Source organism: Streptosporangium sp. NPDC048886 (assembly GCF_055586905.1).
Genome location: NZ_JBVJHH010000010.1, coordinates 166,409 through 181,882, shown reverse-complemented (window position 1 = coordinate 181,882; position 15,474 = coordinate 166,409). Strand labels below are relative to the sequence as shown.

General features: G+C 71.2%; 15 protein-coding genes. 8 read left to right on the top strand and 7 right to left on the bottom strand.

Annotated features, from left to right (window positions below):
- The first annotated feature begins 181 nt into the window (after positions 1-181).
- The 4 genes from ACZ6R6_RS14765 (at position 182) to ACZ6R6_RS14750 (ending at position 2,972) form a co-directional block, all read left to right on the top strand.
- The gene (locus tag ACZ6R6_RS14765) at positions 182-1,042 is read left to right on the top strand and encodes an ABC transporter substrate-binding protein (protein WP_470093506.1); all 861 of its coding nucleotides are present in this window, start codon (positions 182-184) and stop codon (positions 1,040-1,042) included.
- On the top strand, positions 1,039-1,272 hold the full coding sequence (locus tag ACZ6R6_RS14760) for a hypothetical protein (RefSeq protein WP_470093504.1): 234 nt from the start codon (positions 1,039-1,041) through the stop codon (positions 1,270-1,272). The genes ACZ6R6_RS14765 and ACZ6R6_RS14760 overlap by 4 nt, the downstream gene beginning before the upstream one ends.
- A 4-nt stretch (positions 1,273-1,276) precedes the next feature.
- On the top strand, positions 1,277-2,161 hold the full coding sequence (locus ACZ6R6_RS14755; RefSeq protein ID WP_470093502.1) for an amino acid ABC transporter permease: 885 nt from the start codon (positions 1,277-1,279) through the stop codon (positions 2,159-2,161).
- Between the two features lie 67 nt (positions 2,162-2,228).
- On the top strand, positions 2,229-2,972 hold the full coding sequence (locus tag ACZ6R6_RS14750; RefSeq protein WP_470093500.1) for an amino acid ABC transporter ATP-binding protein: 744 nt from the start codon (positions 2,229-2,231) through the stop codon (positions 2,970-2,972).
- A 105-nt stretch (positions 2,973-3,077) separates the two neighbouring features.
- Here ACZ6R6_RS14750 and ACZ6R6_RS14745 read toward each other — a convergent pair whose 3' ends face one another.
- Positions 3,078-4,583: an APC family permease gene (locus tag ACZ6R6_RS14745; RefSeq protein WP_470093498.1), complete on the bottom strand. Its 1,506-nt coding sequence runs from the start codon at positions 4,581-4,583 to the stop codon at positions 3,078-3,080.
- 138 nt (positions 4,584-4,721) lie between these two features.
- Positions 4,722-6,032, bottom strand: a complete 1,311-nt coding sequence (locus ACZ6R6_RS14740; protein ID WP_470093496.1) for an MATE family efflux transporter — start codon at positions 6,030-6,032, stop codon at positions 4,722-4,724.
- A gap of 339 nt (positions 6,033-6,371) precedes the next feature.
- On the opposite strand from ACZ6R6_RS14740, the gene dnaB reads away from it, so the two are divergent.
- The gene (gene dnaB / locus ACZ6R6_RS14735; RefSeq protein WP_470093494.1) at positions 6,372-8,963 is read left to right on the top strand and encodes a replicative DNA helicase; all 2,592 of its coding nucleotides are present in this window, start codon (positions 6,372-6,374) and stop codon (positions 8,961-8,963) included.
- A 107-nt stretch (positions 8,964-9,070) separates the two neighbouring features.
- Here dnaB and ACZ6R6_RS14730 read toward each other — a convergent pair whose 3' ends face one another.
- Entirely contained in the window at positions 9,071-9,571 is a 501-nt protein-coding gene (locus ACZ6R6_RS14730; RefSeq protein WP_470093492.1) for an anthrone oxygenase family protein, read from the bottom strand.
- Between the two features lie 90 nt (positions 9,572-9,661).
- Complete coding sequence (locus ACZ6R6_RS14725; protein ID WP_470093490.1) at positions 9,662-10,498, bottom strand: Rossmann-fold NAD(P)-binding domain-containing protein; 837 nt, start codon at positions 10,496-10,498, stop codon at positions 9,662-9,664.
- Between the two features lie 82 nt (positions 10,499-10,580).
- Between ACZ6R6_RS14725 and ACZ6R6_RS14720 the strand changes: the two genes are divergently transcribed.
- On the top strand, positions 10,581-11,534 hold the full coding sequence (locus ACZ6R6_RS14720; RefSeq protein ID WP_470093488.1) for an AraC family transcriptional regulator: 954 nt from the start codon (positions 10,581-10,583) through the stop codon (positions 11,532-11,534).
- A gap of 147 nt (positions 11,535-11,681) precedes the next feature.
- Here ACZ6R6_RS14720 and ACZ6R6_RS14715 read toward each other — a convergent pair whose 3' ends face one another.
- Both ACZ6R6_RS14715 and ACZ6R6_RS14710 read right to left on the bottom strand, forming a co-directional pair.
- Positions 11,682-12,419 (bottom strand): phosphodiesterase, encoded by a 738-nt coding sequence (locus ACZ6R6_RS14715; RefSeq protein ID WP_470093486.1) that lies wholly within the window; start codon positions 12,417-12,419, stop codon positions 11,682-11,684.
- Between the two features lie 80 nt (positions 12,420-12,499).
- Complete coding sequence (locus tag ACZ6R6_RS14710; RefSeq protein WP_470093484.1) at positions 12,500-13,432, bottom strand: NADP-dependent oxidoreductase; 933 nt, start codon at positions 13,430-13,432, stop codon at positions 12,500-12,502.
- Between the two features lie 116 nt (positions 13,433-13,548).
- On the opposite strand from ACZ6R6_RS14710, the gene ACZ6R6_RS14705 reads away from it, so the two are divergent.
- The gene (locus ACZ6R6_RS14705) at positions 13,549-13,947 is read left to right on the top strand and encodes a winged helix-turn-helix transcriptional regulator (RefSeq protein ID WP_470093482.1); all 399 of its coding nucleotides are present in this window, start codon (positions 13,549-13,551) and stop codon (positions 13,945-13,947) included.
- A gap of 22 nt (positions 13,948-13,969) precedes the next feature.
- Here the strand turns inward: ACZ6R6_RS14705 and ACZ6R6_RS14700 are convergent, their stop codons facing one another.
- Entirely contained in the window at positions 13,970-14,446 is a 477-nt protein-coding gene (locus ACZ6R6_RS14700; RefSeq protein WP_470093480.1) for an Lrp/AsnC family transcriptional regulator, read from the bottom strand.
- Positions 14,447-14,550: 104 nt separating this feature from the next.
- Here ACZ6R6_RS14700 and ACZ6R6_RS14695 point away from each other — a divergent pair, with 104 nt between their 5' ends.
- A complete protein-coding gene (locus ACZ6R6_RS14695; RefSeq protein WP_470093478.1) occupies positions 14,551-15,450 on the top strand; it encodes an SMP-30/gluconolactonase/LRE family protein in 900 nt (299 codons plus the stop codon).
- The last annotated feature ends 24 nt before the right edge of the window (positions 15,451-15,474 follow it).

Sequence of the window (15,474 nt, the reverse complement as noted above, 5' to 3'; positions counted from 1 at the left end):
ATGCGTGAGGAGGGCCCTTCCCGCTCGCGGGGAGGGCCCTTTCCGTATGGGAGGGGCCTTCCCGTATGGGAGGGTCTCCGTATGGAGAGATGGCGGGCATCCGGATAGCGAGACTGCGTCACTCGGGGTCACCGTGCGTCCGTAGAATTCGTGAGTCGTTGCTTGATTTTGGAGGTTTGTCATGGTTCGTCCTTCGATGCTGCTCGCGCTCGGCGCCCTCGCGGTGGCCGCCGTGGCATGTGCGCCGGCTTCGGAAACGACGGCCAAGGCGAGTCCGTCCGCCCCGGCCACCTGCGCCAAGGACCAGCTCACGCTGAAGACCCCGGGCAAGCTGACCATCGGCACCGACAAGCCCGCCTACGAGCCCTGGTTCAAGGACGACGACCCGGCCAACGGCAAGGGCTTCGAGAGCGCGGTGGCCCACGCCGTCGCCAAGCAGCTCGGCTTCGGCACCGGTGAGGTGACGTGGGCCACGGTGAAGTTCGACTCCGCCTTCGCCCCCGGCGCCAAGCAGTTCGACTTCGACCTCAACCAGGTCTCGGTGACCCCCGACCGGGCCAAGGTCGTCGACTTCAGCAAGGGCTACTACACGGTCAAGCAGGCCGTGGTCGCGCTGGACGGCTCCAAGGTGGCCTCCGCGACGGATCTGGCCGCCCTCAAGGACGCCAAGATCGGCGTGCAGGTCGGCACCACCTCCCTGCAGGCGGTCAAGGACGTCATCAAGCCGGCGGCCGAGCCGAACGTCTACAACGAGCAGATCGACGCGGTGAACGCGCTGAAGAACAAGCAGGTCGACGCGGTGGTGGTGGACCTGCCCACCGCCTTCTACGTGACCGCCGCCCAGGTCGAGAACTCCAAGATCGTCGGCCAGTTCGGCGCCACCTCCGGCACGCCCGAGGTCTTCGGCGCGGTCTTCGAGAAGGGGAGCCCGTTGGTGGGCTGCGTGAACGAGGCGATCGACAAGCTGACCTCCTCCGGCGAGCTGGCCAGGATCGAGACCGAGTGGCTCGGCTCGGCCGCGGGCGCCCCGGAGCTGAAGTGAGCCGGACGCACATCCCGGGCGCCGGCCTGAGGCCGGCGCCGGTCGCCCCGCCCGTCCTGGACGGCCTGCGCGGCCGGGACGGCCTGCCCGTCCGCGACGCCCTGTCCGTCCTGGACGGCCTGCGCGGCCGGGACGGCCTGCCCGTCCGCGACGCCCTGTCCGTCCTGGACGGCCTGCGCGGCCGGGACGGCCTGCGCGTCCTGGGTGCCGCCCCCGCCGGAGAGCGGTGATCGCGTGACGGCTCCCACCGAGGAGAACGGTGATCCCGTGACGGTGACCCGGGCCGGCTGGGTGAAGAGCGGGCGGCAGGTGGAGCGGGAGCGGCTCCGCAGGAACAGGTCCATCCGGTCGAGCTCGATCGCGACCGCCTCGACCATCCTGCTGATCGTCCTGCTCGTCTGGGGGTTCACCAACTCGCCCGGCTGGCCCCGGGTCCAGGAGACGTTCTTCAACCCAGAGCAGTTCACCAAGGCGCTGCCGGACGTGCTGAGCGGGTTCCTGCTCAACGTCAAGATCTTTCTGATCGCCGAGCCGCTGATCCTGGTCCTGGGCCTGCTGGTCGCGCTGGCCCGCAACCTCACGGCGCCGGTGTTCTTCCCGCTGCGCGCCCTCGCGGTGGCCTACATCGACGTCTTCCGTGGCGTGCCCACGATCCTGGTCATCTACCTCGTCGGCTTCGGCCTGCCCGCGCTCGGCCTGCAGGGCGTGCCGACGGATCTGGCGACGCTGGGCGTCATCGCGCTCACGCTGTCCTACGGGGCGTACGTGGCCGAGGTGTTCCGGGCGGGCATCGACTCGGTGCACCCGAGCCAGTGGGCGGCCGCCCGGTCCCTGGGCCTCAACCACGGCAAGACCATGCGTTACGTGGTGGTGCCGCAGGCCGCGCGCCGGGTCGTGCCGCCGCTGCTCAACGACTTCGTCTCGCTGCAGAAGGACACCGCGCTGGTGGCCACCATCGGCCCGCTGGAGGCCCTGCGCCAGGCGCAGATCCACGCCGCCAGCACCTTCAACTACACGCCCTACCTGGTCGCGGCGCTGCTGTTCATCCTGCTCACCATCCCCATGGCCCGCTTCACCGACTATCTGGCGGCCCGGTCGCAGCGGCGGCGGGGCCAGTGAACGCGCGCGGCGGGCGGCTCGGCGGCCCCGACCCACGGCCCGGCGGCCCGCCGGGTGAGGAGAACCCATGAGCCTGCTGACCATCGAGGGCGTCTGGAAGAACTACCACGGCCACAGCGTGCTGCGCGGGATCGACCTGTCGGTCGAGGCGCACGAGGTGGTCTGCCTCATCGGCGCCTCCGGCTCGGGGAAGTCCACGCTGCTGCGCTGCGTGAACCTGCTGGAGACCGTCGACGACGGCACGATCCACCTGGACGGCGACGAGATCACCGACGTCCGGGCCGACGCCGACGACGTGCGCAGGCGCATGGGCATCGTGTTCCAGGCGTTCAACCTCTTCCCGCACATGACGGTGCTGGACAACATCACGCTGGCCCCGCGCAAGGTGCACGGGGTCGGCCGGGAGCAGGCCGAGGAGCAGGCGCGTGAGCTGCTGGCCCGGTTCGGCCTGGCGGACAAGGCGGGCGCCTACCCCGACCGGCTCTCCGGCGGCCAGCAGCAGCGTGCCGCCATCATCCGGGCCCTGGCCACCCGGCCCCGCCTGATGTTGCTGGACGAGGTCACCTCGGCGCTGGACCCGGCACTGGTCAAGGAGGTGCTGGAGATCATCCGGGAGCTCAAGGAGGGCGGGATGACCATGATCCTGACCACTCACGAGATGGGCTTCTGCCGGGAGATCGCCGACACCGTCTGCTTCCTGGACGGCGGCGTGCTCCTGGAGCGCGGCACCCCCGAGCAGATCTTCACCGAGCCCCGGCAGCCCCGGACCCGGGAGTTCCTGCAGAGCGTGCTCGACGCCCGGCGGCTGTAGGGCTTCCCCGCGGCGGGGCTCGGCGGCGCGCCCGGCCGGAGACTCGGCGGCGCGGCTCCAGCGGTGCGCCCGGCCGAGGGGCCCGACGGGACTCGGCGGCGGGGATCAGCGGCGGTGCCGGCCGCGGATCTCGGGGCCGAGCGGGTCCGCCGGGGGCCGTACGCCGGCGAGCACGCTGTTGCGCCTGCCGTACACCAGGTAGACCAGCACGCCGAAGGCCATCCAGGCGGCGAAGTACAGCCAGGTGATGACCTGCAGGTTCACCAGCAGCCACAGGCAGGCGACGATCGAGGCGATCGGCACGCCGGGGGAGAGCGGGACGCGGAAGCCGCGCGGCAGGTCGGGCATCGTCCGCCGCATCCTGATCACTCCGGCGGACACGGCGATGAACACGAACAGGGTGCCGATCACGACCAGCGGTTCGAGCGTCAGCACCGGCACGAACTCGGCCAGCAGGATCGCCAGACCGCCGATGAGCAGGGTGGCCCTGGTCGGGCTGTGGTAGCTCCGGTTGATCCTGGCCAGCGGGCGGGGGACCAGCCCGTCGCGGGCCATGGAGAACATCACGCGGGTCAGCCCGACGATCAGCACCAGGACGACCGTGGTGAGGCCGAGGACCGCGCCGATGTTGATGATGTGCACCATGAAGCCCTCGCCCGCCTGACGGAAGGCGTTGGCGAGCGGGGCCTTCGGGCTGATCTTGTCGTAGGAGGTCATGCCGACCATCACCACCGCGACCGCGATGTAGATCACCGTGGTGATCACCAGGCTGCGGATGATGCCCCTCGGGATCGACCGGGGGGCGTCCTCGGCCTCCTCGGCGGCGGTGGCCACGATGTCGAACCCGATGTAGGCGAAGGCGATGACCGCTGAGGCGGCGAAGATGCCGAACCAGCCGAACGCGCTCGTCTGGCCGAAGAGGATGCCCAGCAGCGGTGAGTGCAGGGTGTCGGCGGCCGTCTCGACGGGGGCCGCCGGGACCGGGATGGTCGAGAGGTTGTGCTGGTCGAAGTGCTTGGCGCCGACCACGATGACCGCGCCGACGGCCAGCAGCTTGGCGACCACGATGATCCACAGGGTGCGCAGGCCGACCCGGGCGCCCAGCGCCACCACGGCCGTCAACGCCACCAGGATGAACAGTGCGAACAAGTCGAAGCCCTCGGCCTGACCGGTGATCCCGGCCAGCGGGCCGGGCAGGCGCACGCCGAGGTCGGCGAGCATCTGGGCGGCGTAGAGGGACCAGGCCCGGGCCACCACCGCGGTGGCCAGCAGCAGCTCCATCACCAGCGCCCAGCCGACGATCCAGGCCCACACCTCGCCGAAGATGACGTAGGTGAAGGTGTAGGCGCTGCCCGAGGTCGGCATGGCCGACGACAGCTCCGCGAAACAGAAGGCCACGAGCAGGCAGGTGATTCCGGCGATCATGAAGGAGAGGATCACGCCGGGGCCCGCCATGGTGGCCGCCTGGCGGCCGGCGACGCTGAAGATGCCCGCGCCGATCATGACGCCGACACCCAGTACGATGAGGTCCGCGCGGCCGTAGGCTTTGGGCAGACCGTGGCGCGCACCGGTCCACCGGTCCGTGGCCTCACTCGGCGGCAGGCGACGCACGATCGATAAAGATGCACCTTCGGGCACGACGCGACCCAATCATGGGGGGTTGAAGACCCTTTTGCCGGACGTGTTCACAGTGCCGCAGGGGAATGCCTCGTACAAGAGGTAGCCGGTCACGTGGTGGACACCGCCAGATCACGCACCGATCACCAGCCACGCCCTGCCGTAGGCGCGTAGACCCAGGGTGATCAGCCGGGCCGCCATCCACACCCCCAGCGCCAGCCAGAGCGCGATCAGGCCGCCGCCGACGGTGACCACCAGCAGCGCGGCGGGCAGGTAGGCGAGCGTCGTCCACAGGCTCGCCCAGGCGAGGTAGCGCTGGTCACCGGCGCCGATCAGCACCCCGTCCAGGACGAACACCACCCCGGCGGCCGGCTGCAGGACCGCCGCCACCCAGAGCAGACCGAGCAGCTCCCCGGCCACCGCCGGGTCGGCGCCGAATAGGGCGGGGATGAACGGCCTGGCCGCGACCAGGGCGAGCCCGAGCACCACGCCCGATCCGATCCCCCATATGACCATCCTCCGGGTCGCCGCCCGGGTCCCGGCCACGTCGCCGGCGCCCAGGGTGCGGCCGGTGATGGCCTGCCCGGCGATGGCGATGGCGTCCAGGGCGAAGGCCAGCAGGGTCCAGATCCTGAAGGCGACCGTGTGGGCCTCGATCTGGGTCTCGCCCATGCGGGTGGCCACGGCCGCCGAGACGGTCAGCACCATCTGCATGCACGCCGTACGGACGACCAGGGCGACCCCGGCCGAGCCCGCCGCCCGGATGCCCGCCAGATCGGGCCGGAGCGGCGCCCTGTGCCGCCCGAACACCAGGGCGAGGTAGACCGCGGCGCCGAGCGACTGGGCCAGCACCGTGCCCCAGGCCGAGCCCGCGACGCCCCAGCCCAGGCCCAGGACGAACACGATGTTGAGCACCGCGTTGAGCGCGAAGGAGCCGACGGACACCAGCAGCGGGGTGGCGGTGTCCTGCAGGCCGCGCAGCACGCCGGTCCCGGCCAGCACGAGCAGCATGGCCGGGACGCCCAGCAGGCTGATCCTCAGATAGGTCACCGCCTGCCGGGCCAGCTCGCCCTCGGCGCCGATCAGCTGGACCAGCCAGGGCGCGAGCGGCCAGACCACCACGATGATCGCCAGCCCGACCCCGACCGCCAGCCAGAGGCCGTCCACCCCCTGCCGCATCGCCTGCCGGTGGTTGCCCGCGCCGATCTGCCGGGCCACCGCCGCCGTCGTGCCGTAGGCCAGGAACACGCACAGTCCCACCAGGACGCTCAGCACGGTGCTCGCCACCCCCAGCGCGCCGAGTGCGGGAGCGGGCAGGCGGCCGACGACGACGGTGTCGGTCAGCAGGAACAGCGGCTCGGCGACCAGCGCTCCGAAGGCCGGTACGGCCAGTCGGAGGATCTGCCTGTCGTGGTCGCGGCCGGCTCTGGGGGTAAGAGGCACGGATCCATTGTGCCTCTTACCCCCAGAGCCACCCTCAAAAGGATCAGTCGGACAGTCCGTGTCGTGTGAGGAGAGTCTCGGCGTGTCGCCCCAACTTTCTTTCCTCCACAGGCGGTGGATGATGTTTTCCCAGTACAGGCGGCCTTCCGGGGCTGTGGAAAAGAGTTATCCACAGAACTGTCCCCAGGGTGCCCACATCTCTGGGGAAGAAGTGCACACCTTATCCACACCCCTGTCGACAGGTTGCGTTGCCACTTGGTCCGAGGAGCGGCGAGACTGTCAGACTGGTCGGCTAAAAATTGGGGATGGCGTAACTGTGTTCGAAAGAGGGGGTGTGTGGTGAGCATCGCGGAGCCACCGGTCTTCGAGCCGGGATTCGAGCGCACCCCGCCGAACAACATCGAGGCCGAGCAGTCCGTGCTCGGCGGCATGCTGCTGTCCAAAGACGCCATCGCCGACGTGGTCGAGATCCTGCGGTCCGACGACTTCTACCGCCCGGCCCACCAGATCATCTACGACATCATCACCGACCTCTACGGCCGTGGTGACCCCGCCGACGCCGTCACCATCTTCGACGAGCTGCAGAAGCGCGGCGAGGTCGCCCGGGTCGGCGGCGGCGCCTACCTCCACACGCTGACCGCCGTCGTGCCCACCGCGGCCAACGCCGGCTACTACGCGCGGATCGTCCGCGAGCAGGCCATCCTGCGGAGGCTGATCGAGGCCGGCACCCGCATCGTCTCCTACGGGTACGGCGGGCAGGACGAGGAGGTCGACGACCTCGTCGACCGCGCCCAGGCCGAGATCTACAAGGTCACCGAGCGCCGCACCTCCGAGGACTACGTCCCGCTGGCCGACATCATGCCCGGCGCCCTCGACGAGCTGGAGGCGATCGGCGGCCGGGGCGGTCAGATGGTCGGCGTCCCCACCGGCTTCCAGGATCTCGACGCCCTCACCAACGGCCTCCACCCCGGTCAGATGATCGTCGTGGCCGCCCGCCCGGCCATCGGCAAGGCCCTCGCCCTCGACACCCCCCTGCCCACTCCGAACGGCTGGACCACCATGGGGCAGGTGCAGGTCGGCGACTACCTGATCGGAGCCGATGGCAAGCCCACGCGTGTCGTGGCGGCCACCGACATCATGCACGGCCGCCCCTGCTACGAGGTGGAGTTCAACGACGGCACGGTGATCGTGGCCGATGCTCAGCACCAGTGGCTCACTGATACGCGCGCCTCCCGCAAATCGGCCCGGGCGGCGGCGGTCGGCTACAACCGGACCAAGAACCAGCGGACGTTCGCCGAGGTGCGCACGACGGAGGAGATCGCCGCCACGCTGTGGTGCAACACCGCAGACAAGCGCCTCAACCACAGCGTCGTCAACGCCAAGCCGTTGGAGATGCCCGACCGGGAGTTGCTGATCTCGCCGTATGTACTTGGGGTCTGGCTGGGAGACGGAAGCTCGGACAGCGCTGCTTTCACCACTGGGGATCAAGAGATCGTCGAGTACATGGCGGCCGAGGGGCTCAGGGTGGAGCACCGGGGGCGCATGCTGTACGGGATGCTGCTGCCCGAGCCGGAGCCGATCGCCGAACGGCTGTGCATCGTGTGCGGTATGCCGTTCACGCCCAAAACGTCCCAGGTGCGCACGTGTGGCCGGGTGTGCGGCTGCCGGTCAAGGAATTCCTCCCACGGCCTCTCCGGGGAGCCCCGCTGCCCCGACTGCGGCGGCCCGTCCAGTGGGCTGCGTCTGTGCCGGCAGTGCCGGCACGACCATGGCACGATGAAGGCCCTGCTGCGGAAGCTGGGGGTGCTGAACAACAAGCACATCCCCGCCGAGTACCTGCGCGCGTCCGAGGAGCAGCGTAGGGCCCTGCTGGCCGGACTGTTGGACACTGACGGCCATGTCAACCCCGGCGGGACGGTCCAGTTCGCCGTCACGAGTCGGCGGCTGGCAGAGGACGCCTGGGAGCTGATTCTGAGCTTGGGATACAAGGCGACCTGGACATCCAAGCGGGTGCGGGGACGCACCGAGGCCAGTTCGACCAGCTACGCGATCACGTTCACGCCCTCCGACAAGGTCTTCCGGCTGAGCCGTAAGAACGCCCGCGTGAACACCAACGCTCACCCCAAGGCGACCTATCGGAACATCACTGACGTACGGCCGGTGCCCTCGGTGCCCGTGCGGTGCGTGGAAGTGGACAGCGCCGATCACATGTACCTGGCCGGGCGGACGTGGATCCCGACCCACAACTCGACCCTGGGGCTGGATTTCGCCCGTTCCGCAGCCATCAAGCACGGCATGACCACTGTCGTGTTCTCGCTGGAGATGTCACGCAACGAGATCACGATGCGCCTGCTGTCCGCCGAGGCACGGGTGGCGCTGCACAACATGCGCTCGGGCACGATGACCGACGACGACTGGGCCAAGCTGGCCCGGCGGATGGGTGAGGTGGCCGAGGCGCCGCTGTTCATCGACGACTCGCCCAACATGTCGATGATGGAGATCCGGGCCAAGTGCCGCCGTCTCAAGCAGCGCAACGAGCTGCGCTTCGTCATCATCGACTACCTGCAGCTGATGTCCTCGCCGAAGAAGACCGAGAGCCGCCAGAACGAGGTCTCGGAGATCTCCCGGGCCATCAAGCTCCTCGCCAAGGAGCTGGAGGTCCCGGTCATCGCCATCTCCCAGCTCAACCGTGGCCCCGAGCAGCGGACCGACAAGCGCCCCATGGTCAGCGACCTCCGCGAGTCGGGCAGCATCGAGCAGGACGCGGACATGGTCATCCTTCTCCACCGGGAAGACGCCTACGAGCGCGAGTCGCCCCGGGCGGGCGAGGCGGACCTGATCGTAGCCAAGCACCGTAACGGCCCCACCGCCACGGTCACCGTGGCCTTCCAGGGCCACTACAGCCGTTTCGTCGACATGGCCCCCCACTAGCGGCACACCCGGAGCGCCGCAGGACCGGACCCCGGGTGTCCCGGCGGGTCCGGTCCTCGTCGTGGGCGGCGCGCCGGGGTGCCCGGGGGCGCCCCGGCCCGGCCGGGTCAGGCGGTGCCCCCGTGCACGATCAGGGCCCAGACGAGGCAGCCGAAGGCGGCCGTGGACGCCACCGCGCGGACGGTGTTCCAGCGGACCCACCTGGCCTCGAACGCCTGGCGGACCGCCGCGGGGTCGGCGATCGCGGCGGGGTCGCCGGCCGCGGCGAGCTGGTCGTTGAGCGGTATGTTGACGGCGAAGGTGACGACGAGCACCGCCCCGTACAGCACGAGGCCGGCCACGATCCAGGGGAGCACGGGCCGGCCGCCCCCGCTGAGGTGTAGCACCCCCGCCAGGATGGTCAGGATCAGCGCGCCGCCGAACGCGAGGGCGAACCAGCCGTTGAGGATCTTCACGTTGATCCACTGCATCGCGCTGATGAAACTCCGGTCGTCCGTGCGGCTCAGGCCGAGCATGACCGCGCAGGCGAACGAGTAGAACAGGCCGGCGGTGAGCCCCATGGTCAATGTGGACGCGGCCAGCGTGGCGGTTCTCAACAACTCGAACATCCCATCCTCCGTCAATGAAGATCAAATTCTTGGGCGGGTGAGCCGGGCCCGCTCCCGCCGGGCCCGGCTCCACACCCGTGGGCCCGGCCCTCAGCCCTTCCAGACGCCGGTGGCCGCGGCGTCTCGCGCGTAGTCGGCGAAATCCCGGGGCTCCCGGCCCAGGGCGCGCCGGACGCCGTCGGCCAGATGGGCGTTGCGGCCGTCCAGGACCTTGGTGAACAGCCCGGTCAGCAGCGTCGCCTCCTCGGCCGGCATACCGTACTCCACGAGCGCGGCCACGTACTGCTCCGGGGATACCGGCACGTACCGTACCTCCCGGCCGGCGGCTTCCGCGATCTCCAGGGCGGCGTCGGCAAAGGTGAGCAGCCGGGGGCCGGTCAGCTCGTAGATCTGGCCCGCGTGCCCGTCCTGCGTCAGCGCCGCGACCGCGACGTCCGCGATGTCGTCGGCGTCGACGAACGGCTCCGCCATGTCCCCGGCCGGCAGCGCGACCACGCCGCTGAGCACCGGCTCCAGCAGGTAGTGCTCGCTGAAGTTCTGGCAGAACCAGCTCGCCCGCAGGATCGTCCACTCGGTGCCGGCCTCCTGCATCGCCCGCTCGCAGACCTGGGCCTCCTCCTCGCCCCGGCCGGACAGCAGGACGAGCCGCCGGACGCCGCTGTCGGCCGCCAGCTCGGCGAACGAGCCGATCGCGGCGGCGGCGCCGGGGAAGGCCAGGTCCGGGTAGTACGTCACGTACACCGACTCCACATCCCGCAGCGCGGGCGCCCAGGTGGCCTGGTCGTCCCAGTCGAAGGGGGGCCTGCCGGAGCGGGAGCCGACGCGGACCGGCAGGTCGCGGGCGGTGAGCCGGTCCACCACCCGGCGTCCGGTCTTGCCCGTGCCGCCGAGGACCAGTGTCGTTGCCTGTCGCGTGTTTTCCGTCATGCCATTAGTGAAGCGCCTGAAGGGTTGGACGGAACATGGTTGAGAGGCGCAACTCCATGTTTGTGCGTCTAAAATCAGGCGCATGGATGTACTGGCGGGACTTCTGGACGGGCCGAGAGCCCGGGGCGCGTTCCTGCTGCGGTCGATCCTGTCCCCGCCCTGGTCCATGCGGATCCAGGACCGGGCGCCGCTCACCCTGGTGGCCATGGTGCGGGGCCGGGCGTGGGTGGTCCCCGACGGCGGCGAGCCCGTGCGGCTGGGCCCCGGGGATGTCGCGATCATGCGCGGTCCGGATCCCTACACGGTCGCCGACGACCCGGCGACCCCGCCCCAGGTGGTGATCCATCCCGGGCAGCACTGCACGACCCTGCGGGGCGAGCCCCTGGAGGAGGCGATGGACCTGGGCGTGCGGACCTGGGGCAACAGCCCGGACGGCTCGACGGTGATGCTCACCGGCACCTACCAGATGCACGGGGAGGTCAGCCGGCGACTGCTCGCGGCGCTGCCCGCCCTGCTGGTCCTGCCCGACGACGCCTGGGACTGCCCGCTCATCCCGCTGCTCGGCGACGAGATCGTCAAGGACGACCCGGGCCAGGAGGCCGTTCTCGACCGGCTGCTCGACCTGCTGCTCATCGCCGTCCTGCGGGCCTGGTTCGCCCGCCCGGAGGCGGAGGCCCCGGCCTGGTACCGGGCCCACAGCGACCCCGTGGTGGGACGGGCCCTGCGGATGCTCCACAACAATCCGGCCCACCCCTGGACCGTGGCCGCGCTGGCCGCCGGGACCGGCGTCTCGCGCGCCTCGCTGGCGCGCCGCTTCACCGACCTGGTCGGCGAGCCGCCCATGGCCTTCCTCACCGGCTGGCGGCTGGCCATGGCCGCCGACCTGCTGCGCGAGAGCGACGTGACCATCGGCGCGGTGGCCCGGCAGGTCGGCTACGGCAGTTCCTTCGCGCTCAGCACCGCCTTCAAGCGTGTGTTCGGCGTCAGCCCGCAGGAGCACCGCGGTCTGAAGGCCCACGACGACGCCGTGGCCTGAAGGCCCACGACGCCGCCCTTGACGGGCACCTCGTCCCCGCCGAGAAGCGTGGCGGCGGAGCAGGCGCCGGAGGGTCCCGCGGCGTCGGCCCGCGCGGCGGGACGGGCGCCCTCCCGCCTGGTGGGAGGGCGCCTGCGCCGTACGGGTTCAGACGACCGGGCGCATGTGGGTGGTGAGGCGGCCGCCCTCGAAGAGGTGGAGGGCGAACTGGGGCGGCAGGCCGTAGTCGACGGGGACCGGCGCGGCGGTCTCCTGGGGGAGCAGCGCGGTGGAGATGACTCCGGGGGCGACGATCAGCGGCAGCCCGGCGAAGGTCGTGCTCGCCGCCGTGTGGGCGTGACCGGCGATCACGGCCACCACCTGGGGATGCCGTCGCAGGACCTGCTCCAGCCGCTCCGGGGCGCGCAGCCCGATGTCGTCGACGTAGGGGATGCCCAGCGCCGCCGCCGGGTGGTGCATCCCCACGATGACCGGGGTCGCGGGCGACTCGGCGAGGACGGTCTCCAGCCAGGCGATCGTCTCGTCCTCCAGGAAGCCCTCCGGCCGTCCGGGGATGCTGGAGTCGCACAGGGCCACGGTCAGGCCGTCGAGCCGCAGGACCTGGTTGACCGGGCCCTCGCCGTCCTCGCCGAGCAGGACCTTGCGGAAGGCCGCGCGGGCGTCGTGGTTGCCCGGGCACACCACCGTCGGGTAGCGCGAGGCGAGCAGCTCGCGCGCGATCTCATACTCCTCGACCGCGCCGTGGTCGGCGATGTCCCCGCTCACGATGACGGCGTCCAGCGGCCCGGGGAGGCCCTCCAGGTGCCGCATGACGGCCCGGGTCCGCTCGACGCTGTCCGGGGAGCCGCCGATGTGGATGTCGCTTATGTGCGCCAGTGTCAGCATGCCCCCACGGTGCCACACGCCGCTCCGTCCCGGCGCGCGGTACGGCCCGCACCGTGCCGGCCGTACCGCTGGGAGGGGCGTCAGGGGAGCAGGACCAGGCGGCCGCGGAGGCCGCCCGCGGCGAGGCGGTCGTGGGCGGCCGCGGCCTGGTCGAGCGGGAAGGTGCCGGCCACCCTGAGGGTCAGCCGGCCGTCGTCGGCGAGCCTGGCGAGCTCGGCCAGCCGGGCCCCGTCGGCGCGGATCCAGACGTTGACCACCCGGGTGCCGCGCAGCGCGACGGGCGCGCCGCCGAGCACGGCCACGTAGCAGCCGCCGCCGCGCACCGCGGTGAGCGCGGCCGTGCCGACCGAGGCGGCGTCGATCGCGCCGTCCGTCCCGCCCGGCACCAGCTCCCGTACGGCGGAGCCCAGCTCGGCGTCGCGGGGCACGAAGAACTCGGCGCCGAAGCCCCGGACGAGATCCTCGTCCCCGGCCCCCGCCACGGCGACCACCCGCAGCCCGCGCGCCACCGCCAGCTCGACGGCGTAGCCGCCGACCCCGCCGGCGGCCCCGGTCACCAGCAGGGTCTGGCCCGCGGCCAGGCCGGCGAGGTCCAGGGCCTGGTCGGCGGTGAGGCCGTTGAGCGGGAGCGTGGCCGCCTGGGCCGGGGTCGCGTGGACGGGCGCGGGGGCCACCGCGGCGGCGTCCAGCACGATCTGCTCGGCGTAGGCGCCCAGGGGGAGGTCGAGCCGGTCGGCCAGGCCGATCACCCGGTCGCCCGCCGCGAACCCGGTGACCCCGGCGCCGGTCTCCTCGACCACCCCGGCCACGTCCCAGCCGAGCCCGTGGACCTCGCGCCGCTCGGCCAGCCCGCCCTCGACGAGCGCCCCGGTCCGGACCGCCACGTCGACCGGGTTGACGCCCGCCGCCTCCACCCGTATCCGCACCTGACCGGTGCCGGGACGGGGGACCGGCACCTCCTCGACCTCCAGGGTCCCGGACCCGCCGAACGTACGGACCACAACCGCGCGCATCCTCGTCTCCATCGCTGTCTCCCTCGCCGATCGGCTGACTGAGACGAACCTAGGGAGTGTTACTCTCCACCGGGAAGTACGCACGTGAAGGTACGTACCGCACCGGAAGGAGCGCCATGGCCACCCAGACGGCCGCACAGCGGCGAGAGGGCGCGCGGGCCGCCTACGACGCCTACCTGGCGGCCTGCCCGGCCAGGGAGCTGCTCGACACCATCAGCGACAAGTGGGTCAGCCTGATCCTGAACGCGCTGTCGGACGGCCCGCTGCGCTACAGCGACCTGGGCCGGATCATCGCGGGCGTCAGCCAGAAGATGCTCACCCAGACCCTGCGCGGCATGGAGCGCGACGGCCTGGTCTCCCGCACGGTCACCCCCTCGGTGCCGGTCCGCGTCGACTACGCCCTCACCGAGCTCGGCCGTGACCTTCAGCCGCTCATGCGGGCCATCAAGGCGTGGGCCGAGAGCCACATCGAGCAGGTCCACAGCGCCCGCGAGGCCTACGACGCCCGCGCCTGACCGGGCGGGTCCGCGGCGGGGTCTAGGAGGGCCGCTCCTGGCCGCGCGGGCTGTCACCCCGGGGGTCGAGGGGGCGCTCGAAGAACGTCTCCAGCACGACCACGGTCCGGGTGCTCGTGACGCCGGGGACGTCGTGCAGGCGCCTGAGCACGGCCTGCAGGTCCTCGGGGCTGGAGGTGCGCACCTTGACCAGCAGGGAGGCGGCCCCGGCGACGATGTGGGCCTCCTCGATCCAGGGCAGCGCGGCGAGCGCGGCGGCGGTCTCCTCGCCGCCCATCCACGCGTTGGCGTCGATCATCACGAAGGCCGCCACGCCCTTGCCGACCGCCGCCGGGTCGACGTCCACCGAGGTCCGTCTGATCACACCACGCAGGCGGAGCTTGCGCACGCGCTCGTGAGTGGCGCCGCTGGACAGGCCCACGGCCTCGCCGAGCGCGGCGTACGACTGGGTGGCGTCGGCCTGGAGCAGGGCGAGGAGTTCACGGTCGATGTTGTCCACGGTGAGCATCGTACTGCCGAACGTAAGTCGGCAATGAAAGAAGTTGACCGAATGCCATCCTGTGTTCTTAAGTATGCACAGAACGAGATCTAAGGATGGGGACGATGGAGACGATCGAGGCGCGCTTCGAGACGCTGGACGACCGGTTCAAGGCATGCCGCGGCGACGACCGCATCGAGCGGCTCCACACGGGCTGCCGGTGGGCCGAAGGCCCGGTCTACTTCCCGGCGGGCCGTTACCTGCTCTGGAGCGACATCCCCAACGACCGGATGCTCCGCTGGGACGAGATGACCGGCGCGGTCGGCCCGTTCCGGCAGCCCGCCGGCTACACCAACGGCCACACCGTCGACCGCGAGGGCCGGCTGGTCTCCTGCGAGCAGGGCAACCGCCGGGTCACCAGGACCGAGCACGACGGCTCCATCACGGTGATCGCCGACCGTTGGGAGGGCAGGCGCCTCAACAGCCCCAACGACGTGGTGGTGAAGTCGGACGGAACGATCTGGTTCACCGACCCGTCCTACGGCATCGACACCGACTACGAGGGCCACCGCGCGGAGAGCGAGATCGGAGCCTGCCACGTCTACCGCGTGGACCCGGCCACCGGGGAGGTCCGGATGGTGGCCGGCGACTTCGTCCGCCCCAACGGCCTGGCCTTCTCCACCGACGAGTCCACGCTCTACGTGGTCGACACCAGGGTCAACCACATCCGCTCGTTCGCCGTGAACGGGGACGGCACGCTCTCGGGCGGTGAGGTGCTCGCCAAGTGCGCCGCGGGCGTCTTCGACGGCATCCGCGTGGACACCGCCGGGCGGATCTGGGCCGCGGCCGGGGACGGCGTGCACTGCTTCGACCCCGACGGCACGCTGATCGGCAAGATTCACATTCCCGAGGCGGTGTCCAACCTCTGCTTCGGCGGCCTGAAGCGCAACCAGCTGTTCATCACGGCCACGTCCTCGGTCTACACCATCCTGCTCACCGTGAACGGCGCCACCCGGCCCTCGTAGGCCGCCCGGCCGGGCGGCGCCGTC